The sequence below is a fragment of the Sediminibacillus dalangtanensis genome (genome assembly GCF_017792025.1).
Taxonomy (GTDB): Bacteria; Bacillota; Bacilli; order Bacillales; family Amphibacillaceae; genus Sediminibacillus; species Sediminibacillus dalangtanensis.
Map to the genome: position 1 here is coordinate 3,510,282 of NZ_CP046956.1, position 15,801 is coordinate 3,526,082.

The 15,801-nt window shown below is 47.6% G+C and carries 16 protein-coding genes; all 16 read right to left on the reverse strand.

Annotation, left to right across the window (positions count from 1 at the left end):
- Positions 1-64: 64 nt before the first annotated feature.
- Positions 65-2,257, reverse strand: coding sequence for a S8 family serine peptidase (locus tag ERJ70_RS17260; protein ID WP_209365991.1), 2,193 nt, complete (start codon positions 2,255-2,257; stop codon positions 65-67).
- A gap of 132 nt (positions 2,258-2,389) precedes the next feature.
- On the reverse strand, positions 2,390-3,535 hold the full coding sequence (wecB, locus tag ERJ70_RS17265) for a non-hydrolyzing UDP-N-acetylglucosamine 2-epimerase (protein ID WP_209365992.1): 1,146 nt from the start codon (positions 3,533-3,535) through the stop codon (positions 2,390-2,392).
- Between the two features lie 25 nt (positions 3,536-3,560).
- Positions 3,561-4,190: a uracil phosphoribosyltransferase gene (upp, locus tag ERJ70_RS17270; RefSeq protein ID WP_209365993.1), complete on the reverse strand. Its 630-nt coding sequence runs from the start codon at positions 4,188-4,190 to the stop codon at positions 3,561-3,563.
- Positions 4,191-4,329: 139 nt separating this feature from the next.
- Positions 4,330-4,572 (reverse strand): hypothetical protein, encoded by a 243-nt coding sequence (locus ERJ70_RS17275; protein ID WP_209365994.1) that lies wholly within the window; start codon positions 4,570-4,572, stop codon positions 4,330-4,332.
- A gap of 163 nt (positions 4,573-4,735) precedes the next feature.
- The gene (locus ERJ70_RS17280) at positions 4,736-5,044 is read right to left on the reverse strand and encodes a hypothetical protein (RefSeq protein ID WP_209365995.1); all 309 of its coding nucleotides are present in this window, start codon (positions 5,042-5,044) and stop codon (positions 4,736-4,738) included.
- Positions 5,045-5,075: 31 nt separating this feature from the next.
- Entirely contained in the window at positions 5,076-6,311 is a 1,236-nt protein-coding gene (gene glyA, locus ERJ70_RS17285; protein ID WP_209365996.1) for a serine hydroxymethyltransferase, read from the reverse strand.
- Between the two features lie 187 nt (positions 6,312-6,498).
- Entirely contained in the window at positions 6,499-7,065 is a 567-nt protein-coding gene (locus ERJ70_RS17290) for a TIGR01440 family protein (RefSeq protein WP_209365997.1), read from the reverse strand.
- Between the two features lie 63 nt (positions 7,066-7,128).
- Positions 7,129-7,578, reverse strand: a complete 450-nt coding sequence (gene rpiB, locus ERJ70_RS17295) for a ribose 5-phosphate isomerase B (protein ID WP_209365998.1) — start codon at positions 7,576-7,578, stop codon at positions 7,129-7,131.
- 3 nt (positions 7,579-7,581) lie between these two features.
- A complete protein-coding gene (locus ERJ70_RS17300; protein WP_374099736.1) occupies positions 7,582-8,943 on the reverse strand; it encodes a methyl-accepting chemotaxis protein in 1,362 nt (453 codons plus the stop codon).
- A gap of 99 nt (positions 8,944-9,042) precedes the next feature.
- A complete protein-coding gene (locus ERJ70_RS17305; RefSeq protein WP_209365999.1) occupies positions 9,043-9,651 on the reverse strand; it encodes a low molecular weight protein arginine phosphatase in 609 nt (202 codons plus the stop codon).
- A 461-nt stretch (positions 9,652-10,112) separates the two neighbouring features.
- On the reverse strand, positions 10,113-10,667 hold the full coding sequence (locus ERJ70_RS17310) for a manganese efflux pump MntP (protein WP_209366000.1): 555 nt from the start codon (positions 10,665-10,667) through the stop codon (positions 10,113-10,115).
- Between the two features lie 443 nt (positions 10,668-11,110).
- Complete coding sequence (locus ERJ70_RS17315) at positions 11,111-12,172, reverse strand: L-threonylcarbamoyladenylate synthase (RefSeq protein WP_209369506.1); 1,062 nt, start codon at positions 12,170-12,172, stop codon at positions 11,111-11,113.
- Positions 12,173-12,588: 416 nt separating this feature from the next.
- Positions 12,589-13,029 (reverse strand): hypothetical protein, encoded by a 441-nt coding sequence (locus ERJ70_RS17320; protein ID WP_209366001.1) that lies wholly within the window; start codon positions 13,027-13,029, stop codon positions 12,589-12,591.
- A gap of 95 nt (positions 13,030-13,124) precedes the next feature.
- Positions 13,125-13,736 (reverse strand): stage II sporulation protein R, encoded by a 612-nt coding sequence (gene spoIIR, locus ERJ70_RS17325; protein ID WP_209366002.1) that lies wholly within the window; start codon positions 13,734-13,736, stop codon positions 13,125-13,127.
- A gap of 77 nt (positions 13,737-13,813) precedes the next feature.
- On the reverse strand, positions 13,814-14,692 hold the full coding sequence (prmC, locus tag ERJ70_RS17330) for a peptide chain release factor N(5)-glutamine methyltransferase (RefSeq protein WP_209366003.1): 879 nt from the start codon (positions 14,690-14,692) through the stop codon (positions 13,814-13,816).
- A gap of 1 nt (position 14,693) precedes the next feature.
- On the reverse strand, positions 14,694-15,764 hold the full coding sequence (prfA, locus tag ERJ70_RS17335) for a peptide chain release factor 1 (protein WP_209369508.1): 1,071 nt from the start codon (positions 15,762-15,764) through the stop codon (positions 14,694-14,696).
- Positions 15,765-15,801: the final 37 nt, after the last annotated feature.

Here is a 15,801-nt window from a genome sequence, read left to right on the forward strand (position 1 = left end):
ACGGATTTTCCTGCTCGAGGGGACTGTCCCCGGGTTCTGCTGTCCGGGATCTGTCTCCGGGTTGTTACTCGATTTGCAGGGTGGTTGGGTAGTTGTATTGGTGATCTTTATCGGTTTTGACGATGATGTTAGCCAGGTATTGGCCTTGTTTTCCAATTTCGTGTTTATCCAACACGCCTTCAATCAGGCCTGGTTGTTGGTTTTTTAATTCCAGGACGGTACGGTCAAACCGGAGGGTCGACGGATTGTAAAGGTCAATGGTCAATTCTTCCGCCCCTTCCGGAAGGTACATCCGATACTGATATTGGTCATCGGTGAATGGCTTTAGAGCAAATTCCATTCCCATCGCTTTCGGGTACTCCGCTTCGTTGACGAGAAACAAATAGGGAAGTTGATACGTTTCTTTACCCTTATCACGTTGCAGCGTCAGCCAGCCTTGATGGATTCCGCTCTCCAACAGGGAAGTTGTCACTGACAACGTAATCGGAATCTTTTCCTTCTCTCCCGCTTTGACCGTGACAGCCTTTGGTAGCTCCCACCTCAAGCCTCGCTGCTGCTTTGGAATATCAAACCGAAACTCCTGAGGCTGATCAGATATGTTTTCGACCACCAGTTCATATGTGCTTCTCTGTTTTCTCTCATCAATTTTCCCAAAAGAAAGAAGCGGGTTATACAGGATTGTATCCGTGTTAATAGCGGCGTCAATCTGCATCCGGCCCATCCCTTGTACAATCGGATCATATCTGTTTCCCTTTTCGTCGTTTACCGGCAAAGCAGTCGTCAGCAGTGCTCCTTTCAGCTGATCATGGCTCCAATCTGGATGGGCCTGTTTCACCAAAGCAAGCCCACCGGCCACATGGGGGGCTGCCATGCTTGTTCCCTGCAACTCCTGGTAACCGCCTGGCACTGTGCTAGTGATGGCTGCTCCAGGTGCCACAATTTCAGGCTTGATTTCCCAATTGACCGTGACCGGCCCTCTCGAACTGAATGAAGCCATTAGATCCTGCTCTTTTTGATAGTTTGTTTCCAACCAGGTTTCCTGTGCAGCCGCATTTTCCACGAGCCATTGACCATCCGCCTGTGAAATGGATGCAACCGGAATATCTACCGGCTCTTTTCCATCGTCAATAGAACCTACAAAACTGCCTTTTTCGTTGTTATAAATCACCACAGCTTCAGCCCCCGCTTTCTCTGCTGCCCGAGCTTTGTCGGCAAAGGGGACTGTCCCTCGTTCGATCAGTACCATTCTTCCCCTGGCATCCTCGATTTTTCCGTTTTCCAGTTTCCGGTGGACTATCGGATATTTTTTTTCGAGTGCCCAGGGGACTGACCCCATGAACAAATTCAATTCGATCTTTTTATCATGCAGCTGGTCATACAAAGAGGGAGTTGTCATAGGGGGCGTGGAGGCCCCGACCGAAATTGCTTTATCCGAGGTGGCCGGCGATCCAACTGTCCAGTTTTCCGGCCCTTCGTTTCCATTTGCCACGACCACTGACACCCCTTTGTCAATGGCGCGGTTGACTGCAGCACTTGTCGGCCAGTCCGGTCCATTCACCGAACTGCCAAGTGACATATTGATAATATCCATTCCGTCTTTCACGGCTTTTTCCAGAGCAGCGATGACCTGTACCGATGTTCCCATTCCGCCGGGACCGAGAGCGCGATAGCCATAGAGCTCGGCCTCTGGTGCTACTCCTGACATTTTGCCGCGGGCAGCAATAATCCCCGCTACATGACTGCCATGTATGGTTGGCATCCCTTGGTCCACTTTGGTTTCCATCGGGTCATCATCCAGGTCGACAACATCGAATCCGCCTTGATAGCTTGCAGCCAGGTCAGGGTGAGTATAATCGATGCCCGTATCGATTACCCCTACTTTCACACCCTTTCCGGTATACTTACTGCCAGCCTCCGATTGAAAAAAAGACCCCTGTTTTAAAAAATCTACACTGTTTTCTGCAGTGGCTTGATAGGTCTGCACTGGGTAGCTTTTGCGGACAAAGTCTTCGGTTTCGATTTTTTCCAGCTGGTGTGCCTTCCCGCGAACCGCCAGTCCGGTAAACAGGGTATCGTACACTTGCAAAACTTCTATAAATGGATGATATTTTTCAATGAATTCCTTGTATGCATGAGGATCGCCATCAATCTCGACGATGAGTGATTGGGGTTCTTCTATTTCTGCCGAAGGTTTTGTAGAGGGGATAAAAGACAACAGAATGGCGAGGACAAGAGCGCATGCGATATGTTTTACCATGAATGATTCTCCTCTTTTTCCCGTTAGTATCTGTTGGTTGAGACAGAATCATGCATATGGAAAGTTAGTACAGACCAGAGCTTATACAAAACAAAACGGCACACCATCTGAGTCAGGGATGTGCCGTTTGATTTAAATTTGAAACGAAGCAGGACGGTCCTTTGTTTGTCCAAAATAGTAGCGGATTGCTTCCGCTATTCTGGCTGAGCCTTGTCCATCTCCATATGGATTGGACGCTTTGGCCATTAGAGCATGGGCTTTTTCATCTGATAGTAGTTCATTGGCCAGACGGAAGATGTTGTCTTCATCCGTTCCGGCGAGCTTCAATGTTCCGGCCTGGATACCTTCCGGGCGTTCGGTGGTATCGCGGAGGACTAGAACCGGAACCCCGAGAGATGGTGCTTCTTCCTGGATCCCTCCGGAATCCGTCAAAATCAGATGGGCGTGGGCCGCGAAATTATGAAAGTCGACCAAACCGAGGGGTTCAATCAGTTTTACTCGCTCATCATTTCCGAGTATTTCAACGGCCGTTTCCCTGACTGCCGGGTTCAAGTGTACCGGGTAGACAACCTGAACATCATCATGCGCTTCGACGAGCCGCTTGATGGCACGAAACATTTGCTGCATATTACTACCCAAGTTTTCCCGTCGATGGGCAGTCATCAGCACTAACCGTTTACCGTTAAGCTCATCGAGTGTCGGGCTCTTATAATCATCTGCAATCGTTGTTTTCAAAGCATCGATTGCTGTATTCCCTGTAACAAACACCCTCTCTTCCGGCTTGTTTTCCTGGAGCAAGTTTTGTTTCGCCTGTTCTGTCGGGGAAAAATGCAAGTCGGCCATGACCCCTGTCAACTGTCTGTTTATTTCTTCCGGATAAGGAGAGTATTTGTTCCATGTCCGAAGCCCTGCCTCAACGTGTCCTACGGCAGTTTGATTATAATAGGCAGCCAATGAAGCGGCAAAGGTTGTAGTCGTATCTCCATGCACGAGCACGATATCTGGATTAGTCTGTTTGATTACATCATCAAGGCCTTCAAGTGCTCTGGTCGTAATTTGAGCCAGCGTTTGCCGTGATTTCATGATATTCAAATCGAAATCGGGTGTAATCCCGAAAATATCCAGAACCTGATCAAGCATTTCCCTGTGTTGGGCAGTCACGGTCACAATCGTTTCGAATTGCTCGGGACGTTTATTGAGTTCCAGGACAAGCGGCGCCATTTTTACCGCTTCCGGTCGGGTACCGAAAATCGTCATTACCTTGATCGGCTTTGTCATGGTCGTTTCTCCTGACCTTTCGGGTTTATTTTGTACCAAATAGCCGGTCACCTGCATCCCCTAGTCCTGGTACGATATAGCCTTTTTCGTCTAGTTTTTCATCCAAAGCAGCCAGGTAAATATCGACATCAGGGTGTTCCTGCTTAATGACTTCCACACCTTCCGGGGCAGCAATCAAGCACATTAATTTAATATTCTTCGCTCCGCGCTTTTTCAAGGAGTGAATCGCATCGTTTGCAGACCCGCCAGTGGCCAACATGGGATCGATGACGATTAGTTCTCGTTCTTCGATATCGGATGGCAGCTTGATGTAATATTCTACTGGCTTCAATGTTTCCGGGTCACGATATAGGCCTACATGCCCGACTTTAGCTGCAGGAATTAAACGAAGGATCCCGTCGACCATTCCGAGTCCTGCACGAAGAATCGGAACCAGGCCGATTTTCTTTCCGCTCAATGTTTTTGCTTTTGCTTTGGTTACAGGAGTATCAATCGTAATTTCTTCTACAGGCAGATCTCTGGTGATTTCAAAGGCCATTAATCCGGCAACTTCATCTACCAGTTCGCGAAATTCTTTTGTCCCTGTACTATTCTTACGTATGTAGGTTAACTTGTGTTGAATCAATGGATGATCCAGTACATATACATTTCCCACGTTCCGATCACTCCTTTGTATTTTTGCATCCTTAAAATTGTACTGAAAAAACAGCCAGCTTTCAAGGGAACATGTCATTCCATGTCGATGTTTTTCCGGTTTCATACAAAAACCATCACCACGCCGGATGATGGACCGATTATTGTTGAGTGTCTTTTTCATGGATGACTTCCATTATTTTTTGTTTTATTTCAAGCCTGCATTCGGCCGATAGTGGATCCTGACGAGGATCGATATGCCGGCCGCGAACCAGAAAACCGTCATACGTAAATAGATCGTTAAATTCTCGTTGCTGTGCAGCGTCATATCCTTTGATATGCAGGTTGTAGCCATCGGCTGTTTCAATCACTCCACCAATCGATACAACGTTCTTCTCATTCATGGTATAACCCTCCTAGCAACGGTATACCCTAAACCGGCCACTCTTAAAAGGGAACTTTCCTAGTGGAACACAGAAAAAATTCTCTGTTGCCCTCAGCAATTCGAATATAGGAAGGACAACAACTGTCAGCCTATAGATTGTCTGTATAGAAGTAACCCAGCCTTTATGCAACGTCATCATTCAATAGGGAAAACCTCTCTGGAATCGAAGTAACCCACCAAACGGATGCAAGATACGCGGAGTCCAGCGGGAAGAGCACGAGCTGAAGATCCACTTGGTTAAGCGGTTTTCTTGCCAAAGTAAGCTGTAGCCGTGGAAAGCCAAGTGCCTTGCCGGATTGGCTACCAGCATCACCATCTTGCGAAAATGAGAACAGTTTATTATTGTTCATTCCCTGAAAAAAACTAAAAAGAAAAACCGAACGGTTCGAATACTTTCGTTTCGAATCATCGTTCGATTTATCTTTGGTCACTATGCTTTTGTCCCAGTCACTTGGTTATGCATTATTGATACAGTGGGAACTTATCAGTCAATGCTTTTACTCGATCCTTCGCTTCTTGCAATTTCGCTTCGTCGTCATGATGCTTTAGCGTAAAAGCGATGATGGAGCCTAATTCATCCATTTCTTCAAGTCCGAAGCCTCGGCTAGTTACAGCTGCTGTACCGATCCGGACACCAGAAGTCACGAACGGACTTTCGGGATCAAATGGAATTGTATTTTTGTTGGTGGTCAATCCGACTTCATCCAATGCTTCTTCCGCAACTTTCCCTGTCAATTCCAGGCCGCGCACGTCCAATAGCAGCAAATGGTTGTCCGTACCGCCGGAGACAATGCGGATATCCTCCTTTTGCAACGCTTCACCGAGTCGTTTTGCGTTATTGATGATTTGTTGGGAATACGTTTTGAAATCTTCCTGGAGTGCTTCTTTGAATGCCATGGCTTTTGCCGCGATGACATGCATCAATGGACCACCCTGCATTCCCGGGAATACGGACTTATCGATTTTTTTGGCGTATTCTTCTTTGCAAAGAATCATACCGCCGCGAGGGCCACGCAAGGTTTTGTGCGTAGTCGTCGTAACAAAATCAGCATATGGAACCGGATTGGGATGAAGGCCTGTCGCTACCAGGCCGGCAATGTGCGCCATGTCGACCATTAAGTAAGCACCGACTTCGTCCGCGATTTCGCGGAACTTTTCGAAATCAATCGTACGTGGATAAGCACTGGCACCGGCAACAATCAATTTTGGCTTTAACTCTTTCGCTTTGGCACGAACACTGTCGTAGTCGATCTGTTCTGTTTCTTTGTCAACGCCGTATTCTTCAAATTTATAAAGCTTCCCGCTGAAATTGACAGGGCTGCCATGGGTAAGGTGGCCGCCGTGGCTAAGGTTCATCCCAAGCACCGTGTCACCGAGTTCCAAGACCGAAAAATATACGGCCATATTGGCCTGTGCACCGGAATGCGGTTGAACATTCGCATGATCGGCACCAAACAGCTGCTTGGCACGGTCGCGGGCAAGGTTTTCTGCCACATCGACATATTCACAACCACCATAATAGCGGCGTCCCGGATACCCTTCCGCATATTTATTGGTCAATACAGATCCTTGTGCCTCCATAACCGCTTCGGAGACAAAATTTTCCGATGCAATTAATTCAATTTTGTCGTTCTGCCGTTTTCTTTCGTTTTCAATTGCTTGGAAAAGCTCTTGATCCTTTTGTTTCACATGTTCCATTGCCGTATTCCCCCTTGATTTGTCGGAAATTGTTTGGTAAGGGTTTTGAGCTTTCGGACAACGTGCAGCAAAAACAGGCTGGCAAGGGACTGCCCGCTTCCCCTTTACAGCTCTGCTTCATTTTTTTCCATTACATGCACCGACTTGTTTTTCGCTCTGCCCCTGTCTATCAAAATAGTAACATGTATCAGTCGCAGAATACACCCGAATCGTCTTGCGGATAGACAGCCCGTTCGCCGCCAATTAATTTCGGACGAGTCCGTGCCATCGTTACCCTTGCATTTCCGACAGCACGCTGCTTAAAGCGCAAGGGAACCGCTACCTTGCGTAAGTGCATCCCGATCATGGTTTCCCCAATATCGAGACCAGCATCGGCGGAAATCGTTTCGGCAAGCACAGGCTGACTCATTTGTTTGTAAGCATAAGCCGCCATGGAACCTCCCGCTTTCGGGACAGGAACTGCTGTCACTTGTTGGTAGCCACGTTGGATCAATGTATCCTGTTCTACAACAAGGGAACGGTTCAAATGCTCACAGCATTGAAAAGCCAACTGAACCCCGGCCTCCCGTTGCAGCCGCTGCAGTTCAGCAAAAATGACTGCGGCCACTTCCTCACTTCCAGAAGTGCCGATACGCTTCCCGGCTACCTCGCTAGTGGAACAGCCGACAACAAACAACTGCCCCTTCCGCAAATAACCGGAAGCCAGCCACTCATCGACAATCGCACGTATCTCCTGTTTCAATTGATCCACCATAATGCACCCAGCCTCCTGTCTAAAAAAGGGTAATCAAGGGGACTGTCCCCCATCTCTTTAGTACTAAAGGGTTTCGTTTGTCTCATATTCGGTGATTTTTCCGATTCTGTTGGCGTGCCGACCTGCCTGGAAGTCTGTCTCCAGCCAGGTTTTGACGATTTCTCGAGCGAGTCCCGCTCCGATCACCCGTTCACCCATCGTGATCATATTCGAATCGTTGTGTTCACGGGTCGCCTTGGCACTGAATACATCGTGGACGAGTGCAGCCCGGATGCCCTTCACTTTATTAGCTGATATCGACATGCCGATCCCTGTTCCGCAAATAAGGATGCCTTTGTCAAATTCCCCGCTGGCCACCCGTTCAGCAGCAGGAATCCCATAGTCCGGGTAGTCCACCGACTCCTCACAGTCACAGCCCATGTCTTCGAATTCTATGTGCATTTCCTCGAGGAGTGAGCCGATTTCCTTGCGCAGGTTCACTCCCCCATGGTCGGAGGCTAAAATCACTTTCATTTTTTACGCTCCCTTCTCCATTTTTGTGGTCATTCGTACTGGTTGCTTCAGAGGGACAACTTCTTCTTCTTTTATTTTGAACTGGTGAATTTCCTTGTTTAATACTTTGGCTTGATCTTCCAATGAGGCGGCAAGCTGTTCGACACTCGCGATGACAGCAGACTGCTCATTGATGATTGCCGTCATTTCCTCTGCGCTGGCGGAAGTTTCCTCCGCAATGGCCGAAACCTCTTGTGACTCAACCGACGTTTTTTGAATAGCCTGCAGCTGTTCGTCTACCAGCTGGGAAATCTCCTCGATGGTGGAAACAACCTCATTTATGGATACAGACATCGTATTGATCGCTGCATTGGTTTCTTCGCCTTTTTCCGCCTCTGTCCGGGCGAACGTGACCTGCTCGGTGATTTGATTGACAACCTGTTGTACATCGGTCTGAATGTTGGCGATAAGCTCGGAAATCCCTTGTACAGCCTGTGTACTTTGGTCGGCAAGCTTTCTCACTTCTTCTGCCACCACAGCAAATCCCTTTCCATGTTCCCCTGCACGTGCTGCTTCAATGGATGCGTTCAAAGCAAGGAGGTTCGTCTGTTCTGAAATATCCCCAACCATACCGATAATATTCTCGACTTCCTGGGCGTTCTTTTCCAGACGGGTAACATCTTCCAGAGAATTTTCCTGCTCCTGAGCCAATGACTGAATGCCTGAAACTAGTCTATGTATGACCGTCTTACTATCACTTAGCTTTGCAACCATGTCTTGGGAATTTTTCCGGGATTGGTCGGCTTTGTTCTGGACTTGCTGAGCCAATCTGGTCGATGCTTCGATCGATTCAGCCGTGTTTTGGATCGAATTCGATGAATTTTCCGCTCCGGCAGAAATATGCTGGATCGCCTCTTCGATTTCTTTCGTTTGCGCGGCGGCACGCGAAGAAACCGTTTTGATTTGTTCTACTTTATCGTTGGTTTTGGCAAAGTTGTTTTCGATTTTAAGAATGATTTGCTTCAAACTGCCAAGCATTGTATTGAACGCAAACGACAGGGAATGGATTTCGTCCTTGGACTTGGGAAGCTCCACTTCCTTCGTCAGATTCCCCTGTGCTGCTTCAACAGCCACTGATTCAAGCCTGGTCAACGGGCGAGTGATAAAACCGGCCGCTGCATAGGCCAAGATGCCGGACCAGATGATTCCAAGGGCCAAGGTGGCCATGACGAACCAAAATTCTGAAATAGGAACAAAGGTTTGAATGTAATCATATAAAAGATACATGAATACGGCGCTGATCGAATAGGTAATTAGGGCAAGCAAAGTCGTGAACAAAACCAATTTCCAGCGCAAACTGCCTTTTTTCGTCTTTTCTTCCATCATATTCCCTCCACTTTTCCGATGCACAAATCAAAACGGGTTACTCCCGGTACCATTTGAGCCGGGCTCTCCCAGTTGCCACACCTTTATTTACTTGCTTCTTTATCTATTGTCTATCTTTTTGGCCAGTAGTTCAATATACTTTTCGATTTCCTGCAAAGTTTCTTGATACGTGTTCAAATTTCCGCCAAAAGGGTCGGATATGTCGAAATCCGGCAGGCTTGCCTCCAGCTGCTGGATGTGGTTGATTTCTTGTTTTAAATGAAGATGGAGTTCTGTATCAAGCTTGTGCGGATCTACGGTTTTGCCCTTCTCTTTCATGAATCTTGCCCGTTTTTCCTCCAGATCGGCATAGGCTTTTTTTAGCTGGTCCCAAGTATCCCCGTCTCCCTCCAATACATATTCCTTCAGGGTATACAGCTTTTCACTGAAAGAAGGGTATTGCATGGCAAGGGATTGTTTATGCTGCGAGGTCATGGTCAGTACTAGGTCTGCCCAGTTTAGCAGCTGTACTGTCACCGGCTGCGATTGGTGGTCCAGATTGATGTTCTTTTTCCCCAATACCTCGATCGTACTGTGGGACGCCTGCTGTCCAGCACCAGCAAAAATCCCGGCAGACTGGACTTCAACGCCCGGCAACTTGTCCCGCAGCAGTGCTTCCGCCATTGGGCTTCTGCATGTATTTCCCGTGCAAACAAACAATATCTTCATCTTTTTACCTCCAACTAGGAAAGGAACAGGTATTCCGGCGCTGTCCTTCCTTCCAATATTACTAATGATATCATACCTTTTTTCTTGCCCCATTATATCATTTAGCACGACATTCCCTATGGAAAACTTTCTGTTTAAAAAATTGAGGACTGAATATGATCGTTTTTTTGGGACAAAAGCGCAAGCGCCAGTTTAAAGGAGTACAGGCTAGAGCCGCCACGTCCTGTGGCAACGCCTGCATGACCCACATCGTTTGGGCCTCCGACAAGCTTAAGAACAGCCTCGGCGTGGCGCTTATTGCCACACAGAGGGTGGGCTTAAGACCTCGAGGGGGTAGGCGCTGGAGCTGGACGTGGCTGTTTCAGCCAATAATGATCCACAGTCAATTAAATTTATCATTTCCTATACAACAAAAAAAAGCCGTCTGCCGTGTAATCGGCAGACAGCCTGGTTCGCTCTGACTAACCAAAAATAATTTTCAACCCAAATGCACACAAGATGCTTCCGCCCAGAAGTTCGCTGTAAACCCCCATCAGACCTCTAGCTTTTCTTCCAAGTAGCAAGCCGGACCAAGTCAATACCGCACTGAACCATCCGAACAAGACAATGGCCAGAAAAGTGCGGACACCAGACATCCCCAAGCTCAAGCCAACCGAAAAACTATCCAGACTGACGCTGATTGAAAATAATATAAGTCCTGCACCAATCGGCTTGATCAGCTTTTTATCTTCCTGGTTGAAGGAGGATAAAAGCATCTGCACACCGAGTGCGAACAATAGCAGTCCACTCCCCAAAATTGCGAACCCCTCGATTTTGGTGGAAATAAATTTTCCCACCCCGATTCCCATAAACGGCATCAACATATGAAACAGACCAACTGTGACGCCGATAATAAAAATCCGTTTCAGCCTCAAGGCCTGCATCCCCATCCCAAGACCAACAGAAAATGCATCCATCCCCAAAGCCGCAGCCATAAAAATCAACGAAATATACTCGCCGATATTCACACCAGACATCCCGCCAACCCCTCTCCGGACATGCTATTCCACTATATGCCAAAGAGACAAGGTATATTACCCAGAATTGGACAGGGGGGATAGACAGAGAATACCGGAGTCAACCTGGGGGGCAGATCATATCGGGGTCAGTCCCCACAGCTGGCCAAACCCTGCCATAACTTTGATTTTGAATTAATTGGGGACTGACCCCAAAATTGCTGATCTGATCGGCCAGTACCATTCGGGGACTGTCCCTCGACTCAAAAAAACCTTGATAGACGAGTAAATGCGCCAAAACAACCGGCTTTCAAAGCGTGTTTGGGGACTGTCCCCAACATACCGGTTCGGCCGCTACATTCGGTAGTTGAATCAAAGGAGGGACTGTCCCCTCAATCCAACCAGATGAGTGCTGTTCTGGGTTTGGGGACTGTCCCTCCTGCTTTTCTGTTCCTCCTGCTTTTTTAGAGTTGGTTGATTTTTTTGGTTGCTGCTTTTTGGAGGCGGTTCATGATTGCCTGTCCGACGCCTGTTTCCGGGAATGTTTCGCAGAGAATGATGTCGACATCTGATTTTTTGAATGAGCGCAGAGCGTCGTATAAATGTGCTGCCACTTCATTCAGGTTATCCCGCGAGCCGCATACATTGACATGATCTGCGTTCAATTCGGCCGCCAATTCTTCGCTGGCGATTACCCCGACTTTATCCCCGGCCTGGAGATGTGCATCAATTTGCGCCTGCATAAAGGCGGGATCTCCGTCCACAAGCCACATCGGCGCATCCGGGGCATAATGTGTGTACTTCATGCCTGGTGCGCGCGGTTTATCTACAGCTCCGTCCTCAGGTAGTTCTCCTCTATCAGACGCAAGTGCCGGATCGATCATAACACTTCCCACGACTTCTTCGAGCTGCTCCCGGGTCACCCCGCCAGGACGTAAAATAATCGGCATTTCTCCGGTGCAATCCACCACGGTCGATTCGACGCCGACTCCTGTCGATCCGCCATCCAGGAGTCCGGCAATTTTGCCTTGCAGGTCATCATATACATGTTCTGCTGTGGTCGGGCTGGGCCGGCCGGACTTATTGGCGCTTGGTGCCGCCAGCGGAAGCCGACAAGCTCGAAGAAGCGCTTGAGCCACCGGATGGTCTGGAATGCGCACCCCAATTGATGGAAGTCCTGCCGTTACATTTTCCGCAATTGTGCCGTTGCTTTTCAAAATCAGCGTCAATGGACCTGGGGTAAAGGATGACAATAGCTTTTCGGCAACTTCCGGTACTTCTGCTACATAATCATCGACTTGATTACGGTCCGCTATATGGACAATCAACGGATTATCAGATGGACGCCCTTTCGCCCGGAATATTTTATCCACGGCATCTGCTTCTTTTGCATTCGCTCCCAAACCGTAGACTGTTTCTGTCGGAAAAGCCACTACTTGATTTTTGTCCAGCAAGGCTGACGCTTCCTCAATTGCCGGGTCTGTTTCTCTAGTTATTTGATCGATTTTCCATACCTTTGTATCCATCACGGTTACTAACTCCTTTAATTAATCAAACGTTTGATAAGTACTATACCCCTTCACGAATTTGCTTATCAACAATTTATCCACATTATGAAACTTTTCTGGCAATTCTGCATCATATTGTGCATAACCCGCTAAAGCCAGCCAAAAACAATACAATCCCTGGTGAAAACAAACTGCAAAGGGATTGTATTGCCTCTTTTTATTGAAAGAAACAAGGAGTATATGCCTACTAACTGCTCTACAGCACACGTAAAAGTCATACGGACGACCTATACGACGCAGTTATCCACCACTCTCCACAAGTTATCAACAGTTTTTATTAACAGCTGTGCATAACCTCTGTTATAACACAGAGATTGTTAATAACGCCTGCGTTTATCCCCAAGGGAAACGAGCCAGGATCATGCAACGTCATTTCAAGCCCTGGATACCGACTTCCTTTTTTCCTTTCCCGGAGAGTTTTTCCACCAGTTCCCCTCCGGAAGTACATGGCCTTCAGCAAAAGACGGAAAAGCAGCCTGTTCAAACTGCAACAGCACCAGCAACGTATCGAGTGCTTCTTGGTGGCTGTAAATGTAGACACTATCGGCTGCCTTCTCCCCAGCTAACCCCATCGCCGTTTCCAATACAGTCCAAGGAAAAGAAGAAGGCACTCCTTCTTTAATATATAAGCTTTTCAGCCAAAAAACCTGCCTCTCCATCGGAAGCAAGGCGAAAAAAGCTTTGTATTCTCCTTGGACTTCTATCAGGAATCCATTTTCCTTCAAGTTTTGTTTTCCACGAAAAGCTTCCCATGATCCGTCAAAAAAGCGCTGTAACACCTGGTCATCTAACCTGTTTGTGTGAATCAGTTTCATCCGTACACTCCCTATCCCGTTTGGGTAATCGGCTCTCCTGAACGGAACCGCTGTTTAAACTAGTCTATGAGTGATAGAAGCGTGATATGATAGATTTAACTGAACCAGTCTAAAAAGAAAAATTTCACTTTTACTTCCTTTTCTTCCTCCGGCTCCGATTTTCCCGAGTCTTCTTGAGGTTCTTCTTCTGCTTCAGCGACAGTGGAACCATCTGCAAAATCGAGAAAGCACAACGGCGGAAACAATACACACCACCAGTTTGCACCTTTGCCGGCACCGAGCGTAATCAGAATCGCTTCATATTCCCCGGCCGGATAAACATAGGAACCATATACTTTGTCCGGAAACGTCACATTACTTCCATACTCTACTTGATAGGTTTGATCTGAATCTTCCTCTTCCAGCACTTGCTGAACGGTAGCTTCAATTTCGGGAAGCTTGTCCTGAATCAATTCTCTCGCTTCTTCTATATCGGAAATGTCCCTAACCCATTTTGTAATATCGGCATTGACCCGGTCGCGAATCAGGCGCTTTAAAGCCTGATCACGATCGCTATTACTGTTCGCCAAAATTCTAAGCCGAATAGCTTCGTCCGGTATGACCTGATAACCGGATGCATCCGTTTGTCCTAACTGTCCAAGCCCCTTTGTCGGGAAAAAACCAATCAACGCTAAAAAAATAAGAAAATAGATAAAATAATTCCGCATTTCTCCTGCCCCTTTCGCTAACTGTATAGCTCCAGTATGGACAGAGGCAGAAGCTTTTAAACTCGCAATCTATTTTTTTATGGCTGTTTCTTGGAAATCTGCGCAAACACCATGCGATCCTTGCCATTGATGTCTTTTCTTATATCAATGGAAGCTCCGGGAAACTTACTCCGAATCAATCCGGAAACCTGTACCCCCTGCTGATGGCCAATTTCAAAAGCTATCAGTCCCGGACTGGCAAGAATAGAATCAGCCCGGTCAATAATTTGGTGGTAAGCAGCCAGACCCTCTTTCTCGGCAAACAATGCCAATGCAGGATCGAAATTCTTCACTGTCTCATCCAGAGAAGCTTTTTCCTGATGCGCAATGTAAGGCGGGTTGGAAACGATGATGTCCACCTGCTCTCGCCGTTCTACTACTGGCTGTAAAAAATAACCCTGTTGAAAATCAATTTCGGCTCCCAGTCTGTCTGCGTTTTGTTTCGCTACTTGTAAAGCGTGTTCGGAAATATCCGTGGCGGCTACCTTCCATGAAGGTTTTTCCAACTTCAGGGTGATGGCGATTACGCCGCTGCCGGTTCCCACATCGACGAGCCGAACAGGCTTTTCTCCAAGTCCCCTGGCATATTCCAAGACACCGAGGACCAATTCTTCTGTTTCCGGACGGGGGATCAAGACATGCTTATCAACGAGGAAATCACGACCGTAGAATGCCTCTGTTCCAGTCAAATGCTGGACGGGTATTCCTGTTTCACCATGCGCTTTCACATCTGCGATGAACTGGTCATCTGTCTCCTTTGGCAATAATTCACGCTGAGCGGCTAAAAATCCAGCCCGCTCTAATCCCGTATGATACTGCAGCAAAATTTCGGCGACTCGCGGTTCCCGGTCGCGCTGTTGTAAAAAAAGAGAAGCCCAGCGAAGGGCTTCATTGATTGTACGTCGTTGTGCTGTCATGTCATTCACCGATTTGTTCCAATTTTTTGGTTTGTTCTTCCATCAGCAAGGCATCGATGATTTCGCCGACTTTCCCTTCCAAAATCTGGTCGAGCTTTTGGATCGTCAAACCGATGCGATGGTCCGTCACCCGGTTTTGCGGAAAGTTATAGGTGCGGATACGTTCTGAACGGTCTCCTGACCCTACTGCCGACTTTCTTGTTTCATCGTATTCCGCTTGTGCTTCTTGCTGGAACTTATCATAGATTCTGGCACGCAAAACTTTCATGGCTTTTTCCTTATTTTTGATTTGCGATTTTTCGTCCTGAATCGATACCACGATTCCTGTCGGCATATGGGTCAAACGCACGGCAGACATCGTCGTGTTGACGCTCTGACCGCCAGGACCGCTGGATGCAAACGTATCGACACGGATATCCTTCTCATGGACATCGACTTCCACTTCTTCCGCTTCCGGCATAACGACCACTGTCGCAGTGGACGTGTGAATCCTTCCGCCTGATTCGGTTTCCGGAACACGTTGCACGCGGTGGGCGCCATTTTCAAATTTGAGTTTGGAAAAAGCACCCTCGCCATTAATCATGAAAATAATTTCTTTATAACCCCCGACACCTGTCGTGTTGGCTTCCATTACGTCGATCTTCCAGCCTTCCGATTCAGCAAAACGGGAGTACATCCGGTAAAGGTCCCCGGCAAACAGGGCAGCTTCGTCGCCGCCAGCAGCACCGCGGATTTCCATGATGACGTTTTTGTCGTCGTTCGGATCCTTCGGCAGCAAAAGAATACGCAACTGTTCTTCCAGTTCCTCTTTCCGCTGGGAAAGCTCGCTGATTTCTGACTTGACCATATCCTGCATTTCTGTGTCCTGTTCCTCATCCAGCATCACTTTGGCATCGTCCAGCTGGGTGGTCACTTCTTTATATTCACGGTATGCCTGGATGACATCTTCCAGGCCGGATTGTTCTTTCGAATATTCACGCAGCTTTTTTGTATCACTGATTACTTCAGGATCACTGAGCAGTTCATTCAATTTATCATAACGGTCTTCCAAGGATTGCAGTCTGTCTAACACTTCATCCACCTCTTTCTCCTTAACAGTATAATTATAG